This window comes from Vreelandella sp. ssv, from assembly GCF_059448525.1.
Map to the genome: position 1 here is coordinate 1547358 of NZ_CM182545.1, position 18200 is coordinate 1565557.

Below are 18200 nucleotides of genomic sequence, written 5' to 3' on the forward strand. Positions count from 1 at the left end.
AGTTTCCATTTGCGCTGTCGCTGCTTGCCAGCGATTGCCGAGGCCACTGCACAAGCATAGCGCACCGGCAGAGCAAGCCATCAACGAATTGAGAATCAACAATGACAGACCATAATCCGGGCACATTGTACGTGGTTGCCACGCCAATTGGGAATTTGGACGACTTAACGACTCGTGCCGTAAAGGTGTTAAGCCAAGTAACGCGGATTGCGGCTGAAGATACGCGCCACAGTGGACGCCTGCTGGCGCACTTGGGGCTAAACAAGCCCATGCTCTCATTGCATGAACACAACGAAGCGCGTCGGGTGGAAACCTTGGACGGGTATCTTGCCGCAGGCGAGGATATTGCCTTAATCAGTGACGCAGGGACACCGTTGATTAGTGATCCTGGCTTTGTATTGGTGCGCGAACTGCGGGCGCGCAATCGGCATATCGTGCCCATCCCGGGCCCCTGCGCGCTGATTACCGCGCTTTCGGGAGCGGGTCTACCCACCGATAAGTTTGTGTTTGCCGGGTTTTTGCCCGCCAAGCCAGGCGCTCGACGCCAAGCGCTAGAGGGTTGGAAAGCCCGTGAAGAGACACTGGTATTTTATGAATCGCCGCATCGTATTGTGCATACCCTTGAAGCGTTGCAGGAGCAAATGGCCGGGCGGGATGTTGTGTTAGCCCGCGAGCTGACCAAAACCTTCGAAACTTTTTTGCACGGGACGCCCGAGAGCTTGCTTGCGCAGTTAGCTGCTGATCCTAATCAAGCTCGCGGCGAATTTGTCGTGATTGTAGCCGGGGCACCCCCGGTTGAGCAGGGCGAGCATCAGGATATATCAGCTAGTGCCTTATTAGAGGCGCTGCTGTTGGAGGGCGTGGGAGTTAAGCAGGGTGCTGCCATCGCCGCGCGAATGCTCGGTGGTCGCAAGCAAGTTTGGTATGCTCGTTTGCAAGCAATTAAAGGCGAGCATTGAGGCAAATCGAGGGCACTGGTATGCTTGCCGCCGGAGTTGGCCAGACAGTCGCCGCTGATACCCCTTAAAAGGTATCGGGGGAGGAAAGTCCGGGCTCCATAGGGCAGAGTGCCAGGTAACGCCTGGGCGGTGCGAGCCGACGGAAAGTGCAGCAGAGAGTAGACCGCCTAAGTCCCTGAAATAAACCTCAGGGGCCGGTAAGGGTGAAAGGGTGCGGTAAGAGCGCACCGCGCGCCTGGTAACAGTGCGTGGCATGGTAAACCCCACTCGGAGCAAGACCAAATAGGGACCCAATGGCGTGGCCCGCGCTGGGTCCGGGTAGGTTGCTTGAGCGCTGTGGTAACGCAGCGCCTAGAGGAATGGCTGTCCACGACAGAACCCGGCTTATCGGCCGACTCCCCCATTTCCACATCAGGGCGTGCATGCACGCTCTTTATTACGTTGTTCCTAACATCTTGTGTGAGAAAAAAATGTCTTCTCCTGACGCTGAACAGGTTGCTTCCCGCTTTCGCCATACCAGCGTACTACTGGAGGGTGCTGTTGATGCCCTGGTGCATGATGACCAAGGTATCTATTTAGACGGTACTTTCGGGAGAGGCGGCCACTCACGGGTAATTCTTGATCGTTTGGGCGAGCAAGGTCAGTTGCTCGCCATGGACCGCGATCCCCAAGCCATTGCCGCAGCGACTGACATTAATGATCCGCGCTTTCAAATTACTCAGCGTGAGTTTGCTCAGCTTGCCGAGTTTGCCCGTGAACAAGGCGTTTTCGGGAAGCTCTCCGGCGTATTGCTTGATGTCGGCGTTTCTTCCCCACAGCTTGATGATCCCGAACGCGGCTTTAGTTTTATGCGTGATGGCCCGCTGGATATGCGTATGGATCCGACTCAAGGCCAGAGCGTTGCTGAATTCCTTGCGCGTGCCAGTGAAGCTGATATTGCCTATGTATTTAAAACCTATGGTGAAGAGCGCTATGCCAAGCGTCTAGCCCGTGCTGTGGTGACTCGCCGAGTCGAGAAGCCATTTACCCATACGGTCGATTTAGCTGAAGTGCTTAAAGTTGCCCATCCCGCCTGGGAAAAAGGTCGCCACCCTGCCACGAAAGCATTTCAAGGGCTGCGTATATTTGTCAACGGGGAGCTTGAGCAGTTAGACAGTGCGCTTGATGCGGCGCTCGAGGCGCTTGCCCCCGGGGGGCACTTAGTGGTTATTAGTTTTCACTCGCTGGAAGATCGTCGCGTGAAGCGTTTTATCCGCCATCACGTTCGCGGTGACACGGATCTTCCGCGCGGGGTACCTATTCGCGATGATCAATTGAATAGGCGCCTTGAGGCGCTAGGTAAAGGCGTGCGGCCAAATGAGGCAGAGGTGGATGCCAACCCTCGCTCGCGAAGTGCCGTCATGCGCGCCGCACGCAAGCGGATGTAATCACGGATGTCATCACAGATGTAATCACGGATGTAATCATGAGCATGGATCGGATTGAGCAGTGGACAACCACGCTACGCACCGAGTGGCCTTTCAAACTGCGTTTACACCCCTGGCCAGTGGTGATTAGTTTGCTATTTTTACTCTGCATGGCCTCTGGGTTAGGCGTGGTCATCACTACTCATATGACACGGGTTCAATTTGCTCAACTGCAGCAGCTAGAGCAAGAGGAGAACCAGCTGCAAACAGAGTGGGGGCAGCTGCTGCTTGAGGAGGGCGCATGGTCAACGCCTGCCCGTATTGAAAAAATTGCCACTGAGCGCCTGGGCATGCGAATCCCCGATGTCCATGATGTTGAGGTGATTCGGCCATGAGAGGTGAGCGTCGAGGAGGCACCTCCCGCCAGGCGCCGATTGCGCCCGCTTTGGGCGGCGGACGGTTTGTGTTTATCTTGCTTGCGATTGGCTTGGCGTCGGCTATCTTAATCGGCCGTATTACCCTTCTTCAGGTTATTGATAGACCCTTTCTACAAAGCCAGGGCGACGCCCGTACTCTCCGCCACGAAACAATCCCCGCACACCGCGGTATGATTACTGATCGTAATGGCGAGCCGTTGGCGATTTCCACACCTGTCGTGACCATCTGGGCCAATCCACAAGAATTGCCCGAGGATGCTATTCAGCGCGTTATGTTAGCCCAAGCACTGGGTATGTCATTAGGTGATTTTGAGGCGCGGGTAGCGCGTTTTAGCGAGCATGAATTCATGTATTTGCGGCGCCAGATGACCCCCGCGGCGGCCCAGCAGATTCTTAACCTGCGCACGCCCGGTGTTTACCCGCAGCGTGAATATAAACGCTACTATCCTGCCGGTGAGGTCGCCGCCCAACTGCTGGGGGTGACCAATGTTGATGATGTCGGTCAGGAGGGGTTAGAGCTCTCTTACCAGCCTTACCTAGCGGGACGTCCAGGTCAGCGGCGGGTTATCAAGGATCGCCGTGGTCGCTTGGTGCGCGAGCTGGGTGTCATTAATGAAGCCCAGCCGGGGGGGGAGCTGACCCTCTCCATTGATCAGCGTATTCAGTATATGGCCTATCGGGAGCTACGCGCTGCGGTGGCCGAGAATGAGGCTGACGGAGGCGTGTTGGTGATGATGGATGCCCGCACGGGAGAGGTGTTGGCCATGGCTAACTTGCCCTCTTACAACCCTAATAACCGAGCAGGGCTTGATCCACGTGGGTTACGTAACCAGGCGTTGGTCGATGTATTCGAGCCGGGCTCGGTGATGAAACCGCTGGCCATGGCCGCCGTATTAGAGAGTGGCGTGGTGGATCGCGACGCTATCGTGGACACCTCGCCGGGCTGGATGCGGCTTGATCAGTTCACCATCCGTGATTTCCGTAATTATGGTGACCTGGATTTGGCTGGCATTCTGGAGCACTCTTCGAATGTCGGGATGTCACGACTGGCGTTGAGGTTGAGCGACACGGCTATTTGGGAAAAGTATAATCAGTTAGGGTTAGGGCAAGCGCCTGGCACTGGTTTTCCTGGTGAGTCCACCGGCAGCCTGCCGGCACCGGTTCGTTGGTCCCGCAGCGAGCGAGCGACGCTCTCCTATGGTTACGGTCTGTCTGTGTCCGCGGTCCAACTGGCCAGTGCCTACACTGCGTTAGCCAATGATGGTGTGCGTTTACCACCCTCGCTACTGCGTCTTTCCGAACCGCCTCAAGGCATCCCTGCGATAGAGCCCTCGGTTGCCAATGATCTGTTGCAGATACTGGAAACCTCAGTGGCGGCCTATACCGGCGGGCGGCGAGCCCGTGTCGAGGGCTATCGCGTCGGGGGTAAAACGGGCACAGTGCGTAAAATAGGCCAACAGGGCTATACCACCGATGCGTATCGCAGTGTTTTTGCAGGCATAGCGCCTATTTCTGATCCACGTATTGTCACGGTAGTGATGATTGATCATCCCAAAGCTGGCGAGTTTTATGGTGGTGCTGTCGCTGCCCCGGTTTTTTCCAGTGTGACGGGTAATGCATTGCGCTTGCTGGACGTTCCGCCAGATCACGATGCAGAGTAGTTTTTTAAAGGAGATTTCATGACGCTGAGTCCAGTCGATGTGACGACGGCACTTGCACAAGTATGGCCTAAGTCACCGCTGCCCGCAGACCTTCCTGAACTTCCGGATCGTGTGCGCATTGAAATGGATTCCCGCAAGCTTCAAGCGGGCGATATTTTTGTGGCAGTGCCGGGCAGTCAGCGTGATGGTCGAGACTTTATCGAGCAAGCGCTTGAGGCTGGCGCTGCCCTTGTATTAGCGCAGGGTGCCCACGGTGATGTGCTGCTGGAAGGTCGTGTGCTGAAGCTGCCACACCTTTCGATGCGTTTAGGTGAGTTAGGTCGAGCTTTGTTTAAAGTACCTAACGATATTGAAGTGATCGGCGTGACCGGTACCAATGGTAAGAGCTCGGTCACCCACTATATTGCGGCCCTCAGCGAGGCGTTGGGCACCCCAACAGGCTTGGTAGGTACGCTGGGCGTTGGCCGCCCCGGTGAGTTGCGTGATAGTGGTCTAACCACGCCGGGTTCCTTAGCGCTTCAATCAACGCTGGGTGAGCTTGCCAGTCAAGGGGTGCGTCGTGTGGCTCTTGAAGCTTCTTCCCATGCCCTTGATCAGCATCGTTTAGAAACGGTAAATGTCAGCGTGGGCGTGTTTACCAATCTGACTCGCGACCATTTGGACTACCACGGTAGTATGGCTGCCTATGCGGCATCCAAAGCGAAGCTTTTCCGGCGCTCTGAGCTCAGCCTGGCGGTAGTTAATGGGGATGACCCCTTAGCGCGTTTAATGCTGGCAGGTTGCAACAGCAACGTGCGTGTACTGGCGACGGGCAAAGATGAGGCCGTTACATTGCGCGTGCTGGACTGGCAGCCATCTGAGCAGGGTCAGCAGGCCATGATCGCGACTCCCGATGGCGAGAAAATGCTCAGTTTAGGTTTAATGGGGCGTTTTAACTTAGATAACGTGCTACTGGCGATGGCCGTACTGTATGGGTTAGGTGAATCACTCGATCAACTCTTCTTGGCCGCCTCTTCGCTTACGCCGGTACATGGGCGTATGGAACTCTATCGTGATGCTAATGCACCCAGCGTCATCGTTGATTATGCCCATACACCTGATGCTCTGCATAACGCACTGAAAGCGCTGCGAGCCCACTTGGGCGATGCAGGCGAATTGTGGTGCGTCTTTGGCTGTGGTGGCGAGCGCGATACCGGTAAGCGAGCCGAAATGGCTAACGCCGCAGAGCCGTTGGCAGATCATATTATCATTACCGACGATAATCCCCGACATGAACCCGCTGAGCAAATCCGTCAACAGATTTTGTCCGGTTTTTCTGACGACGCGAAGCCTATTGAAATTGGCGAGCGGCGCAAGGCCGTAGCGACCGCAATTCAACAAGCCACCGCCCAGGATGTCGTGCTAATTGCCGGCAAAGGTCATGAGGCATATCAGGATATCAAAGGGGTGCGCCATGCTTATGCCGATAGCGAAGAGATCCAGCGCGCCTTTGCCGCCCGGAGACGTCAATAATGCGCTGGGCTCTTGGTGAAATTGCCTCGGTTCTGTGCATTGAGGCGCCCAGTGAAAATGAACAGCTCTGCATAAATTCAGTAGTGACCGATAGTCGCAAAATTACCCCAGGGTGCCTGTTTGTTGCGCTAAAGGGGCCTAATTTTGACGGTCATGATTTTGTTGAACACGCGCTTGAGTTTGGCGCTGCGGCGGCGGTGGTCGCTGCCCCCATAGCGTGCGATTTACCCCAATTGGTATGCCCTGATACACGCCTAGCGCTAGGGCTACTTGCTGGCGCGCATCGGCAAACGTGGCAGGGTCCTTTGGTGGCGATAACCGGCAACAGTGGTAAAACGACCGTTAAGGAGATGTGTGCTGCCCTGTTGGCGCCACTAGGCAGCGTGTTAGCCACCCAGGGTAATTTGAATAATGATTTTGGTGCGCCGCTGACATTATTGAGATTGCAGCCGGATCATCAAGCCGCAGTGATAGAGCTCGGCGCTAATCATTTAGGTGAAATTGCCTGGACAGCCCCATTGGCAAAGCCTGATGTGGCGATTATTACCAATGTCACCGGAGCCCATGTGGGTGAATTCGGCGGCATGGGGCAGATCGCTCAGGCGAAAAGCGAGCTGCTTGCCGGGCTGAGCGAGCAGGGCACGGCCATTGTGAACCGCGATGATCACTACTATTCGTTTTGGGCTGCACGTGCTGCTCCAGGGCGAGTCGTTAGCTTTGGCTTTCACCCCCAGGCGGACGTGAGCGCCTCAGCGCTTTCCTGTGATCCGCAAGGGCGGTATGCTTTCACGCTAATGCATCAGGGCCGAGCGCTGGGCCGCGTGCGTTTGCCGCTTCTTGGCAAGCACAATGTCAGCAATGCGTTGGCCGCTGCAGCCGCGGCATTAACGCTAGGTGTGGCGGAAGAGCAGGTCGTGGTTCGTCTTGAGGCCCTAAAAGCGCTAACGGGTCGGTTGACAGTAGTGCCTGGCTTGCGAGGCGCCAGCTTGCTTGATGATACCTATAATGCCAACCCGGGGGCGGTCAAAGCGGCACTGGATACTCTGGCGAGCTGCCCACCCCCCCGCTGGTGTGCGCTTGGGGCGATGGGCGAGCTAGGAGACGACTCCGCAGCGCTGCACGCAGAAGTTGGCCGCTATGCCGCCGAGCTTGGCATTGATGAATTTTTAACGCTGGGCGATGACGCGCGTGCCGCCAGCGAAGCCTTTGGTCGTGGGCTGCATTTTAACGATCACGAGGCGCTAACGCGTCATGTCATTAATACTTTGCCGCCGGACACCACATTGTTGGTGAAAGGGTCGCGCAGTGCGGGCATGGAACATGTCGTCAATGCACTGCGCTCGGATGAAATAAGGTAAACGCCGTTCATGTTACTTCACTTGGCGAATTTTCTGTCGCAGTACCAATCTGATTTTCAGGTCGTTAATTATTTAACTCTGCGTGTGATTTTAGGCGCCCTCACATCATTGATGCTCTGCTTATGGCTAGGGCCATGGATGATTCGGCGTTTAGTCGAAGGCCAAATCGGTCAATCCGTGCGCGACGACGGCCCGCAGTCCCACCTTTCCAAGGCAGGTACCCCGACCATGGGCGGGGCGATGATACTGTTGGCCATTGCCATGAGTACTTTGCTATGGGGTGACTTAACCAACCTCTATATCTGGGTGGTGCTGGGGGTCACGCTAGGTTTTGGTGCCATTGGCTGGGTGGATGATTACCGCAAGGTGGTCGAGAAAAACCCGCGCGGTTTGCCAGCCCGGTGGAAGTATTTCTGGCAATCAGTCGTAGGCTTGGGAGCCGCTGTACTCCTCTATCTAACTGCCTCCACGCCGGTTGAAACCAGTTTGTTGGTGCCGCTATTTAAGGAAGTGGCTCTGCCGCTGGGCGTTTTTTATATCGTGCTTACCTACTTTGTCATTGTAGGTAGCTCCAATGCGGTTAATTTAACCGATGGTCTTGATGGCTTGGCCATTATGCCTACGGTATTGGTCGCCATGGGCCTGTCGGTGTTTGCGTATGCGAGTGGCAATACCGTGTTTGCCGAGTACCTGCATATTCCATTCATTGCAGGAACCGGTGAACTGGCAGTGTTTTGCGCCACTATTGCGGGCGCGGGGCTTGGCTTCTTGTGGTTTAACACTTATCCCGCTCAGGTCTTTATGGGTGATGTGGGGGCCTTGGCGCTAGGGGCTGCTTTGGGTGTAGTCGCAGTGATCGTGCGTCAGGAGGTCGTGCTGTTTATCATGGGGGGTATTTTTGTCATGGAAACCGTATCGGTTATTCTTCAGGTGGGCTCCTACAAACTCACCGGTCGGCGCATCTTCCGAATGGCGCCATTGCATCACCACTATGAATTGAAGGGTTGGCCTGAGCCGCGGGTAATCGTGCGTTTTTGGATCATTACCGTGGTGCTGGTGCTGCTCGGCCTCGCAACGCTCAAGGTTCGTTAATGAATGTGCGTTGATGCCAATGGCCAAAAGTGGGTCGACGGGTCGAGAGCATGAGGCGAGAGGAAACCGGTGATGGTTCGAGTTGCTAAAGGATTAACGCTAGTGGTAGGGCTGGGGCTGTCGGGTCGAGCGATATGCCGCCATTTGAGCCGCTTAAAAGTGCCCTACATGGTAGCGGATACACGTGCCGAACCTCCGGGGTTGGATGACTTTAAAGCCGCTCATCCCGGTGTTGAAATTCACTGTGGCCCGTTAACGTCACTGGAGCTGTGTGACGTTGAAGAGGTCGTGGTTAGCCCTGGTCTTGATCCGAGAATGCCTGGCTTGATACAGCTGGCGGAACAACTAAACCCGCGCACAGGCGAACCGATGGTGGTGGGCGAGATGGCTCTGTTTGTACGTGCCGTTAACGCCCCCATCGCCGCTATTACCGGATCCAATGCCAAGTCAACAGTCACTTCGTTGCTGGGAGAAATGGCTGCTGCTGCCAGTGTTAATGCGGCGGTGGGAGGGAATCTTGGCACCCCCGCGCTGGATCTGTTGGCCAGCCATCCCGATGCCGCGCTCTATATCTTAGAGCTTTCAAGCTTTCAGCTTGAAATGACACCCCACTTGAATGCCCGTTGTGCTGCCTTTCTTAACTTATCCGAAGACCACCTGGATCGTCATGGCGATATGCACGGCTATCGTGCCGCCAAACAGCGTATTTTTATGGGTGCCGAGCATGCCGTGGTGAATGCCGATGATCCTAATACGTGGCCTGAATATCCCGTCGACCAAGTGACTTACTTTACGCAAGCAGCCCCAAAGGGGAGCGAGTGGGGGCTGGCGCTTCACCATGCGAAGCTGACGTTAATGCAAGGCTCGACCCCTTGGTTGGCTATTGATGAGTTAAAAATGGTTGGCCAGCACAACTATCTCAATGCTTTGGCAGCACTGGCTATGGGGCAGGTGTTGGGCTTTGCAGCTGAGCCCATGTGCAGCGTGCTGCGCGAATTTAACGGCTTGGAGCACCGCAGTGAAGTCATTGCCCAGATTAATGGTGTCACCTGGGTCAATGATTCGAAAGGTACCAACGTAGGCGCCACCTTAGCGGCCATTAATGGCATTGGTTCTACTCTGAAAGGACGTTTGATTTTACTCGCGGGAGGGATTGGCAAAGGCGCAGACTTTAGCCCGTTGGCCAAACCCTTAGCAGCCAGCGCGCGCCACGTGCTGTTGTTTGGCAGAGACGCTCAGCGGCTGGCCGAAGCGCTGCATGGGCATGTAACGACCCAGCAAGTTGACGATTTAACCCAGGCCATGCAGGCCGCGTTTGAACTCGCCCAGCAGGGTGACTGTGTGCTGCTGTCACCCGCCTGTGCAAGCCTGGATCAATTTGCCAATTACCCAGCGCGCGGCGAGGCGTTCCGCCGCTGGGTGCTGGATAAAGCATCGACTTCAGCCGGGGAAGTGCTATGAGCCGACTTCAGCGTCTTCGCACGACTCTGACCACCCGTGACATGCCTTGCGATGTTTGGCTAATAATGGCAGCGGTAGCCTTGGCGGGCTTAGGCTGGGTTATGGTAAGTTCGGCATCGATTGGGTTGTTGGAAGATACCTATCACTACTCGCGTCAGCATGGCGTTTTCCTGGTGCTTGCCATCATCGCCTGTATATTTATGCTCTGCGTGCCGCTTGAAGTGTGGCGCCAAAACGCAGCGCTAATTCTACTCGCTGCTATTTTTCTATTGGTGTTGGTGCTGATTGTTGGTCAGGAGATCAATGGTAGTAAGCGCTGGATAGCATTGCCGGGGCCATTGCCGAGTTTACAGGTCTCCGAATTTGCCAAAGTCGGGCTGATTTTCTATATGGCGGCGTTTATGTCGCGTTTTACCTACGATTTGCGTCGCCGAGCGTTCAGCATGTGGCGCCCACTGGCCGTGCTGGCCGTGCCGATTGGGCTGCTATTTTTAGCACCTGATTTCGGCGGGATGGTGGTGTTTACCGTCTGCGTGATTGGCATGCTGATGATGTGTGGGGCCTCGCTGGTGCTGCTGGTTGGTAGCGGGTTGCTGCTTGGCTCTGGGGCGGTAGTGATGGTGCTGATAGAACCCTACAGGCTTGCTCGGTGGACCAGTTTTTTAGACCCCTGGGCCGATCAGTTTGCGACCGGCTATCAGTTAACCCAGGCGTTAATTGCCTTCGGGCGGGGTCATGTAACGGGCACTGGCTTGGGTAACAGTGTGCAAAAACTGCATTACCTGCCCGAAGCGCATACCGACTTTATCTTTGCTGTGATCGCTGAAGAGTTGGGTATGATCGGCGCGATTATCGTCGTGATGTTGTTCACGTTGTTTATTGCCCGCGCTATGTGGATAGGGCGCAAAGCTGAGTTAGCAGGGCATCTATTTGGCGCTTATGTCAGCTACGGAATCGGCTTTGTCGTAGCCGCCCAGGCGTTTATCAACATGGCGGTAAGTTCCGGGCTGCTGCCGACCAAAGGGCTAACGCTGCCGCTGATGAGCTATGGCGGCTCTAGCCTGCTAGTGACAGGCATAATGGTGGGGCTACTGCTGCGCACGGATGCTGAAACACGTCATCGTCCCCGACGCGCGTCCACCCCCTATAAATCGCGCCATGAACCGCGTTTATCGTAACGCTATGCCGCTTGATGCTATCAGGAGTTTGATGTGAAGACTGACGTTAGGCGACGAGTGTTGATAATGGCCGGCGGCACCGGCGGCCACGTGTTTCCTGCTCTTTCACTTGCTAAAGCATTGCAGGCGCAGCAGGTAGACGTAGAGTGGCTAGGAAGCCCTAGGGGAATTGAAAATCGCTTGGTGCCCGATGCAAATATTACCCTTCATACCATTGCGGTTAGCGGACTGCGCGGCAATGGTTTGACGGGCTGGCTTAAAGCGCCACTAAACCTAAGTCGTGCGATTTTGCAGGCCCGCGCCGTTATGCGTGAATTTAAACCCCATGTGGTAGTTGGTTTGGGGGGCTTCGCCAGTGGCCCAGGCGGCTTGGCAGCCTGGTTGATGCGTGTGCCTCTGGTTATCCACGAGCAGAACGCTGTCGCGGGGCTGACAAATCGCGTTTTATCTCGCCTGGCTAAGCGTACCTATGCCGCTTTTCCAGACGCATTTGGCTCTCGGGCAGAAGTGATTGGCAACCCTGTGCGTGACGATATTGCCACCTTGGGCAGTTCGCCACGGGATGCTAAAACACTTGCCGTTCGTCCCCTTCGCTTACTGGTGGTGGGAGGCTCATTAGGGGCCGTGGCTCTTAACGAGCGCTTAGCACCAGCGCTGGCTGCACTGCCTATTGAACAGCGTCCTGAGATCCGCCATCAGGCGGGCAAAGATCGTGATATTGCCACTGCCGAAAACTATCAGCAGCATGGCGTAAAAGCTGACGTTAGCTCCTTTATTGATGATATGGCTGCGGCCTACGAGTGGGCCGATTTAGTGGTGTGCCGTTCTGGCGCGCTCACCGTTGCGGAGTTAGCCGCAGCCGCTAAGCCTGCGTTATTGGTGCCCTTTCCTTTTGCCGTCGATGACCATCAACGGATCAACGCCCAAGTGTTGGTCAAAGCAGGTGCTGCAAAGTGCGTTGTTCAGTCTGAGCTGACCGTTGAGCGTTTAAGCGAATTTTTAAATGAGTTGCTCGTCCCCAACACCCTAGCTGCGATGGCGGCAAATGCCCGCCAGGCCGCGTATTTAGACGCGACAAAGCGCCTAGCTGAGGGCTGTTTGGCGATGATGCCGTTAGGAGACTCTGCGTGACTGATACAGACAAAACTATGACACCCGCCCGTAGTACCACTGCTGGACCTGGTATGCGTCGAATTCGGCGTATTCATTTTGTCGGCATCGGTGGGGCCGGGATGTGCGGTATCGCAGAGGTGCTGGCTAATCAAGGCTACACCGTCAGCGGTAGCGATATGAAAAACTCCTCGGTGATAGAGCGATTGCGTCAGTGTGGTGTATGCGTCGATATCGGCCACGCTGAGGAAAACGTAGAAAGCGCTGACGTGGTCGTTGTGTCAAGCGCTATCGATGAGACCAATCCTGAAATTCGCTGGGCCCATGAGCATCGGGTACCCGTGGTGCGTCGAGCAGAAATGCTCGCTGAGTTAATGCGTTTTCGCCATGGTATCGCCGTGGCAGGCACCCATGGCAAAACGACGACGACCAGTTTGACCGCAACCCTGTTGGCAGAAGGGGGCTTGGATCCCACCTTCGTTATTGGCGGTAAGTTGACCAGCGCCGGTGCCAATGCTCGTCTCGGGGAGGGTGATTACCTCGTTGCCGAAGCCGATGAGTCGGACGCCTCGTTTTTGCATCTGCAGCCGATGGTATCGATCGTTACTAATATCGATGCTGACCACATGGCGACCTATGGTGGTGACTTCGAGCGGCTGAAAAGTACCTTTATCGAATTTCTGCATAACCTTCCGTTTTATGGATTGGCTGTGCTCTGTATCGATGATCCGCATGTGCGTGTGCTGTGTGAGCAGATAAAACGCCAGTTTGTAACCTATGGGTTTGATAGTGATGCCGATTACCGCATTGTCGATTTCGCTCAGCGCGGCGGAGAGGTTTCGTTCACTGCATTACGCCCAGGCGGCGCTGAGCCGCTAGCGGTTCGTCTGGCCATGCCGGGTCGCCACAATGCCCTGAATGCGATGGCTGCGATTGTCGTGGCCACGGATGCAGGTGTCAGCGATAGCGCTATTTTGAGCGGATTGGCGGGTTTTGCAGGCGTAGGGCGCCGCTTTCAGGTGCATGGCAACTTCCCTGCGCCTAAAGGCGGCGGAGACATTATGCTGGTGGATGACTATGGTCACCACCCGCGTGAGGTCGATATGGTTATTCAGGCCGTACGCGCTGGATGGCCCGAACGTCGTTTAGTCATGCTTTATCAGCCTCATCGCTATAGCCGCACCCGCGATTTATACGAAGACTTTGTACGCGTGCTTTCTCAAGTCGATACACTTGTGCTGCTAGATGTTTATAGCGCCGGTGAAGCTGTCATTCCTGGTGCCGAAGGAAGGACGTTGGCTGGCTCTATTCGCCAGCGGGGTGAGGTCGACCCGCTGTTTGTTGAGCATAAACATGAATTGCCTGCGCTATTAACCAAAGTGTTACGTCCAGGCGATATTCTAATTACCCAGGGTGCCGGTGACGTGGGGGGGATTTCCCTGCGCCTGGCACAGGCACAGCTAGCGATGAACGAGGTAGATCTGTGAGCGTTGACGTAACAACCCCTGAGTCGCAAGGAAAAGTCGTTGTCATTTACGGCGGTACGTCTGCCGAGCGTGAGGTGTCGCTTAAAAGCGGCGCGGCAATACTTGAAGCCCTTCAACGCAAGGGCGTCGATGCCTGTGGTTATGATCCCCGCAACCACGGCCTGGTGGGATTAGAGCAGTTGGCTCCCTCTGTTGTCTTCGTTGCCTTGCACGGGCGCGGCGGTGAAGACGGCACTCTGCAAGGGGCATTGGAGTTACTTAATATCCCCTACACCGGTAGCGGAGTGCTCGCTTCAGCGCTAGGCATGGATAAACAGCGTACCAAACAGGTGTGGAGTGCGGTAGGCCTGCCTACGCCTGAAAGCATTATGCTGGATGCCCGTTCGGACTGGTCTGCTGTGGTCGCCCAGCTCGGCTTGCCGCTCATTGTGAAGCCGGTGCATGAAGGCTCAACGCTGGGTATTAGTATCGTTAAAAGTCAGGCCGCGCTTGAAGCCGCGTATCATGAGGCGGCAAAGTTCGACGCCCGCGTCATGGCGGAGCGCTTTATAGTGGGCGATGAATACACGGTCGCGCTGCTAGGTGACCAAGTGTTGCCAGCGATTCGCGTTGAAGTGCCTGGTGGTTTCTATGATTACGAAGCCAAATATATATCCAATACCACGCAGTACCATTTGCCATGTGGCCTGACATCAGAGCAGGAAGGTGCACTAGCGAGTCTATGCCAGGAGGCATTTGCAGCCATCGGCGGGGTAGGTTGGGGACGTGTTGATGTTATGCACGATAGCGAAGGGCGTTTCTGGTTACTGGAAGTGAATACTGTTCCTGGGATGACCGATCATAGCTTGGTTCCCCAAGCGGCGGCGCATGCGGGCATCACCTTTGACGAACTAGTGATGGAAATATTGAATACCGCTGGTGGGCAATGATCGTTATGGCGTATTTGTTATGAACGGTGCCATATGAAAAGGCGTAATGCTTGGTTGGGAATCATCTTGCTGGCTTTGCTAATGGGCGCCGGTGGGCGGGCAATGTGGCTGTGGCTAGATCGCCCCATTGAGCGGGTATCTATTCGCGGTGAGTGGGAATATGTGAGCGCCGACTACCTCCGTACCCAATTAGCGCCCCTGGTGGTTGATGCCACTTGGCTGTCAGCAGACCTGGGCGAGCTGCGAGACCGCGCACTTCAGGTAGGTTGGCTAAACGAAGTGCGTATTACGCGCGAGTGGCCTAATGCGTTAGTGTTTGAGCTAATTGAACAACAGCCTGTCGCACGCTGGAATGATGATTTCTTGCTTAATCCTGAGGGCGAGCCTTTTGCATTCGAGCCATTAAACCCTCCGCCGGGTTTGCCCGATATGGCAGGCCCAGCCGGTAGCAGCGAGGAAGTGTTGCAATACTATTATCGACTGTTGCCGCACTTTAGTCAGTTATCACTTGATCTTACTCAACTTCGTTTAGAGCCACGCGGTGCTTGGCGGCTGCAATTAAACGACGCTGCTTGGGTGATGTTAGGGCGTCGTCAGCATGAAGTTCGATTGGCGCGGTTATCTGCTTCATGGCAAAGAGAGTTGCACTCTCTTAGTGATCAGATTCGCTATATTGATCTCCGTTACCCTAATGGTGTCGCTGTTGCATGGCATGGAGAAAGTGAATTTGCTGTGCAAGATGAGTAACAATTGTATTACTTGATGAAAATAAGGTGTAAAAGTGAGTGGTTGCCATCGATGAAAAAGCCAACAATCGGCTTTAAATTGCTTTCAATGCCTATTATTGTGGGTTCGGACTAGTCGTATTGCGACTATTGTTTCTATACTATGGGCCAGAAGATGATTAAGTGGTTTTAAATTTCAGCTATTTGTACTTAGTCAGTATCTGAAAAAATCACTGTTTATTTCGGGTAGTGTGCCTTCAATGTTAAGCATTGGATTAATTGCCGCCCTATTAATATTTATTTTTAACAATGACGCAAGGAGATTTCCCGACTCATGGCAGGCACACCCAACGCATCCAATATGGTGGTCGGGCTGGACATTGGAACGTCCAAGGTCGTCGCGATAGTCGGTCAACCCACCGATGACGGCGGAATTGAAATCGCCGGTATTGGCTCGCATCCTTCGCGCGGTATGAAGCGTGGTGTTGTGATCAATATTGAATCAACGGTGCAGTCTATTCAGCGGGCCGTTGAAGAAGCCGAGCTGATGGCTGGCTGTGATATTCATTCGGTATATGTTGGCGTGGCCGGTAGTCATATCAGTTCAATGAACTCTGATGGCGTTGTGGCTATTAAAGAGCGTGAAGTGACTCCTTCCGATATTGAGCGCGTTATTGATTCCGCTCGTGCTCGCGCTATCTCTGAAGGCCAGCGGGTATTACATGTACTCCCGCAAGAGTTTTCAATCGATGCTCAGGGAGGGATCCGTGAGCCGCTGGGTATGTCTGGCGTGCGTTTGGAAGCTCAGGTGCATTTGGTAACGGCCGCTTTGAACGCCGTTCAAAATATTGAAAAGTGTGTTCGTCGCTGCGGGTTAGAAGTTGATGCTATTATTTTAGAGCAGCTAGCCTCAAGCATGGCCGTGCTGACTGAAGATGAGCGCGAGCTGGGCGTCTGTATGGTGGATATTGGTGGCGGTACTACCGATATGGCCATTTTCAGTGAAGGTGCCATACGCCACACGGCCGTTATTCCTATTGCGGGTGATCAGGTCACTAACGATATTGCCATGGCCCTGAGAACGCCTACTCAGCATGCAGAAGAAATTAAAGTAAAATACGCTTGTGCGTTAACCCATTTAGCTGCAAGCGATGAAATGATTAAAGTACCTAGTGTAGGTGATCGTCCTGCGCGTGACCTATCCCGTCAAGCACTCGCTGAAGTGGTAGAGCCGCGCTACGAGGAACTGTTTACACTAGTAAGAGATGAGTTACGCCGAAGTGGCTATGAAGACATGGTGGCTGCCGGGATAGTGCTTACCGGTGGAACCTCGCGCATGGAAGGAGTTAGCGAATTGGCTGAAGAGATTTTCCATATGCCGGTTCGTATCGCGTGTCCGCAGAATGTAAGAGGTTTGGCGGACGTCGTTCGTAACCCGATTTATGCGACGGGCGTTGGTCTGCTGCATTATGCCTTGCAGGAAACGCGTCATGGGCAAGGCCTAAAAAGCCACGGGGGAGTTGTTGCTGCCCATAAGGGTCGCAATGAGCTTGCCCGGCGTGATATCAAGGAAGACCATTCGGCGCTGGCAAGAGTTAAAGGCTGGTTCAAAGGAAATTTCTGACAGGGCCGCAATCGCGGTTCAGGAGACGGGGCTTATGTTCGAATTGGTAGATAACGCACCCTCGAGCAGTGCGGTCATCAAAGTGGTGGGTGTTGGCGGCGGTGGCGGCAATGCTGTTAACCACATGGTCGAAAGCAATATTGAAGGCGTTGAGTTTATCTGCGCTAACACGGATGCTCAGGCGCTTAAACGCGTTTCAGCGAAAACCGTATTGCAGCTGGGCGCTGAAATTACTAAAGGGTTGGGCGCAGGTGCCAACCCAGAAGTGGGTCGCCAGGCGGCAATGGAAGACCGTGAGCGTATTGCGGAATTGCTGGTAGGCGCCGATATGGTGTTTATCACTGCTGGCATGGGCGGGGGTACCGGTACCGGTGGTGCGCCCGTCGTGGCTCAGGTCGCCAAAGAGCTAGGGATTCTCACCGTTGCGGTGGTGACTCGCCCCTTCCCCTTTGAAGGGCCAAAGCGTATGCGCGCCGCTGAAGAGGGGATGAAAGAGCTTTCCGAGCACGTTGATTCGTTGATCACTATTCCCAACGAAAAACTACTTTCCGTGCTGGGCAAGAACGCCACATTGCTGACGGCTTTCAGTGCGGCAAACGATGTACTGCTGGGCGCTGTTCAAGGTATTGCAGAGCTGATTACCAGCCCGGGTATCATCAACGTCGACTTTGCCGATGTGCGCACCGTGATGTCTGAAATGGGCATGGCAATGATGGGCACCGGTGGGGCGACGGGCGAGAATCGTGCTCGTGAAGCTGCCGAAAAAGCCATTCGCAGCCCGCTGTTGGAAGATATCGATCTTCATGGCGCTCGCGGTATTTTGGTTAACATCACTGCCGGACCCGATTTATCGATCGGCGAGTTCAATGATGTGGGTGCCACCGTTCAAGAATTTGCTTCTCCGGATGCGACTATTGTAGTGGGTACCTCCATTGACATGGAAATGTCTGACGAGCTGCGTGTTACGGTTGTTGCTGCAGGCTTAGATGGGCAAAAACCTAAAGTGGCTTCGCGCGAACCGGCGCGCCGCTCAGCCTCGGAGTCATCTGATTACCGTAAGTTGCAGCAACCAACGGTTATGCGTCAGCAGGCTACGGCACGCGCTGAAGCACCCGAAGCCACCGCTAAACCTCGTCCCGAGAAGCGTCGCTCTACAGAAGCCGATGACTATTTGGACATCCCCGCGTTTCTACGCCGCCAGGCGGATTGATTCTCGACAACAGGCTTACTGTAACCAGCGGGCGAGCGTTTTATTGGCAAA

General features: G+C 54.8%; 15 protein-coding genes and 1 other RNA gene. All 16 read left to right on the plus strand.

Translation table 11 applies throughout. The annotated features are described in order from the left end of the window. Nucleotides 1–101 precede the first annotated feature (101 nt). The 16 genes from rsmI (at nt 102) to ftsZ (ending at nt 18149) form a co-directional block, all read left to right on the plus strand. Entirely contained in the window at nt 102–959 is an 858-nt protein-coding gene (rsmI, locus tag AC5TBW_RS07090) for a 16S rRNA (cytidine(1402)-2'-O)-methyltransferase (RefSeq protein WP_495511383.1), read from the plus strand. 32 nt (nt 960–991) lie between these two features. Beyond that, nucleotides 992–1362: RNase P RNA component class A (gene rnpB / locus AC5TBW_RS07095), an RNA gene on the plus strand. 67 nt (nt 1363–1429) lie between these two features. Beyond that, nucleotides 1430–2386, plus strand: coding sequence for a 16S rRNA (cytosine(1402)-N(4))-methyltransferase RsmH (gene rsmH, locus AC5TBW_RS07100; RefSeq protein ID WP_495511384.1), 957 nt, complete (start codon nt 1430–1432; stop codon nt 2384–2386). A gap of 38 nt (nt 2387–2424) precedes the next feature. Continuing rightward, the gene (gene ftsL / locus AC5TBW_RS07105) at nt 2425–2760 is read left to right on the plus strand and encodes a cell division protein FtsL (RefSeq protein ID WP_495511385.1); all 336 of its coding nucleotides are present in this window, start codon (nt 2425–2427) and stop codon (nt 2758–2760) included. Further along, on the plus strand, nt 2757–4463 hold the full coding sequence (locus AC5TBW_RS07110; RefSeq protein WP_495511386.1) for a peptidoglycan D,D-transpeptidase FtsI family protein: 1707 nt from the start codon (nt 2757–2759) through the stop codon (nt 4461–4463). The genes ftsL and AC5TBW_RS07110 overlap by 4 nt, the downstream gene beginning before the upstream one ends. An 18-nt stretch (nt 4464–4481) precedes the next feature. Continuing rightward, nucleotides 4482–5975, plus strand: a complete 1494-nt coding sequence (locus tag AC5TBW_RS07115) for a UDP-N-acetylmuramoyl-L-alanyl-D-glutamate--2,6-diaminopimelate ligase (RefSeq protein WP_495511387.1) — start codon at nt 4482–4484, stop codon at nt 5973–5975. Further along, on the plus strand, nt 5975–7333 hold the full coding sequence (locus AC5TBW_RS07120; RefSeq protein ID WP_495511388.1) for a UDP-N-acetylmuramoyl-tripeptide--D-alanyl-D-alanine ligase: 1359 nt from the start codon (nt 5975–5977) through the stop codon (nt 7331–7333). The genes AC5TBW_RS07115 and AC5TBW_RS07120 overlap by 1 nt, the downstream gene beginning before the upstream one ends. 9 nt (nt 7334–7342) lie before the next feature. Then, the gene (gene mraY / locus AC5TBW_RS07125) at nt 7343–8425 is read left to right on the plus strand and encodes a phospho-N-acetylmuramoyl-pentapeptide-transferase (protein ID WP_495511389.1); all 1083 of its coding nucleotides are present in this window, start codon (nt 7343–7345) and stop codon (nt 8423–8425) included. Between the two features lie 72 nt (nt 8426–8497). Beyond that, nucleotides 8498–9886: a UDP-N-acetylmuramoyl-L-alanine--D-glutamate ligase gene (murD, locus tag AC5TBW_RS07130; RefSeq protein WP_495511390.1), complete on the plus strand. Its 1389-nt coding sequence runs from the start codon at nt 8498–8500 to the stop codon at nt 9884–9886. Beyond that, entirely contained in the window at nt 9883–11064 is a 1182-nt protein-coding gene (gene ftsW / locus AC5TBW_RS07135; RefSeq protein WP_495511391.1) for a putative lipid II flippase FtsW, read from the plus strand. The genes murD and ftsW overlap by 4 nt, the downstream gene beginning before the upstream one ends. Before the next feature lie 33 nt (nt 11065–11097). Beyond that, nucleotides 11098–12195 carry an undecaprenyldiphospho-muramoylpentapeptide beta-N-acetylglucosaminyltransferase gene (gene murG / locus AC5TBW_RS07140; RefSeq protein WP_495511392.1) on the plus strand — a complete coding sequence of 366 codons (1098 nt, stop codon included), beginning with the start codon at nt 11098–11100 and terminating at the stop codon, nt 12193–12195. A gap of 17 nt (nt 12196–12212) precedes the next feature. Next, complete coding sequence (murC, locus tag AC5TBW_RS07145; RefSeq protein ID WP_495511926.1) at nt 12213–13661, plus strand: UDP-N-acetylmuramate--L-alanine ligase; 1449 nt, start codon at nt 12213–12215, stop codon at nt 13659–13661. Further along, complete coding sequence (locus tag AC5TBW_RS07150; protein WP_495511393.1) at nt 13658–14590, plus strand: D-alanine--D-alanine ligase; 933 nt, start codon at nt 13658–13660, stop codon at nt 14588–14590. The genes murC and AC5TBW_RS07150 overlap by 4 nt, the downstream gene beginning before the upstream one ends. Before the next feature lie 33 nt (nt 14591–14623). After that, nucleotides 14624–15337, plus strand: coding sequence for a cell division protein FtsQ/DivIB (locus AC5TBW_RS07155; protein WP_495511394.1), 714 nt, complete (start codon nt 14624–14626; stop codon nt 15335–15337). A gap of 312 nt (nt 15338–15649) precedes the next feature. Further along, a complete protein-coding gene (ftsA, locus tag AC5TBW_RS07160) occupies nt 15650–16939 on the plus strand; it encodes a cell division protein FtsA (RefSeq protein WP_495511395.1) in 1290 nt (429 codons plus the stop codon). A gap of 34 nt (nt 16940–16973) precedes the next feature. Beyond that, the gene (ftsZ, locus tag AC5TBW_RS07165; protein ID WP_495511396.1) at nt 16974–18149 is read left to right on the plus strand and encodes a cell division protein FtsZ; all 1176 of its coding nucleotides are present in this window, start codon (nt 16974–16976) and stop codon (nt 18147–18149) included. Nucleotides 18150–18200: the final 51 nt, after the last annotated feature.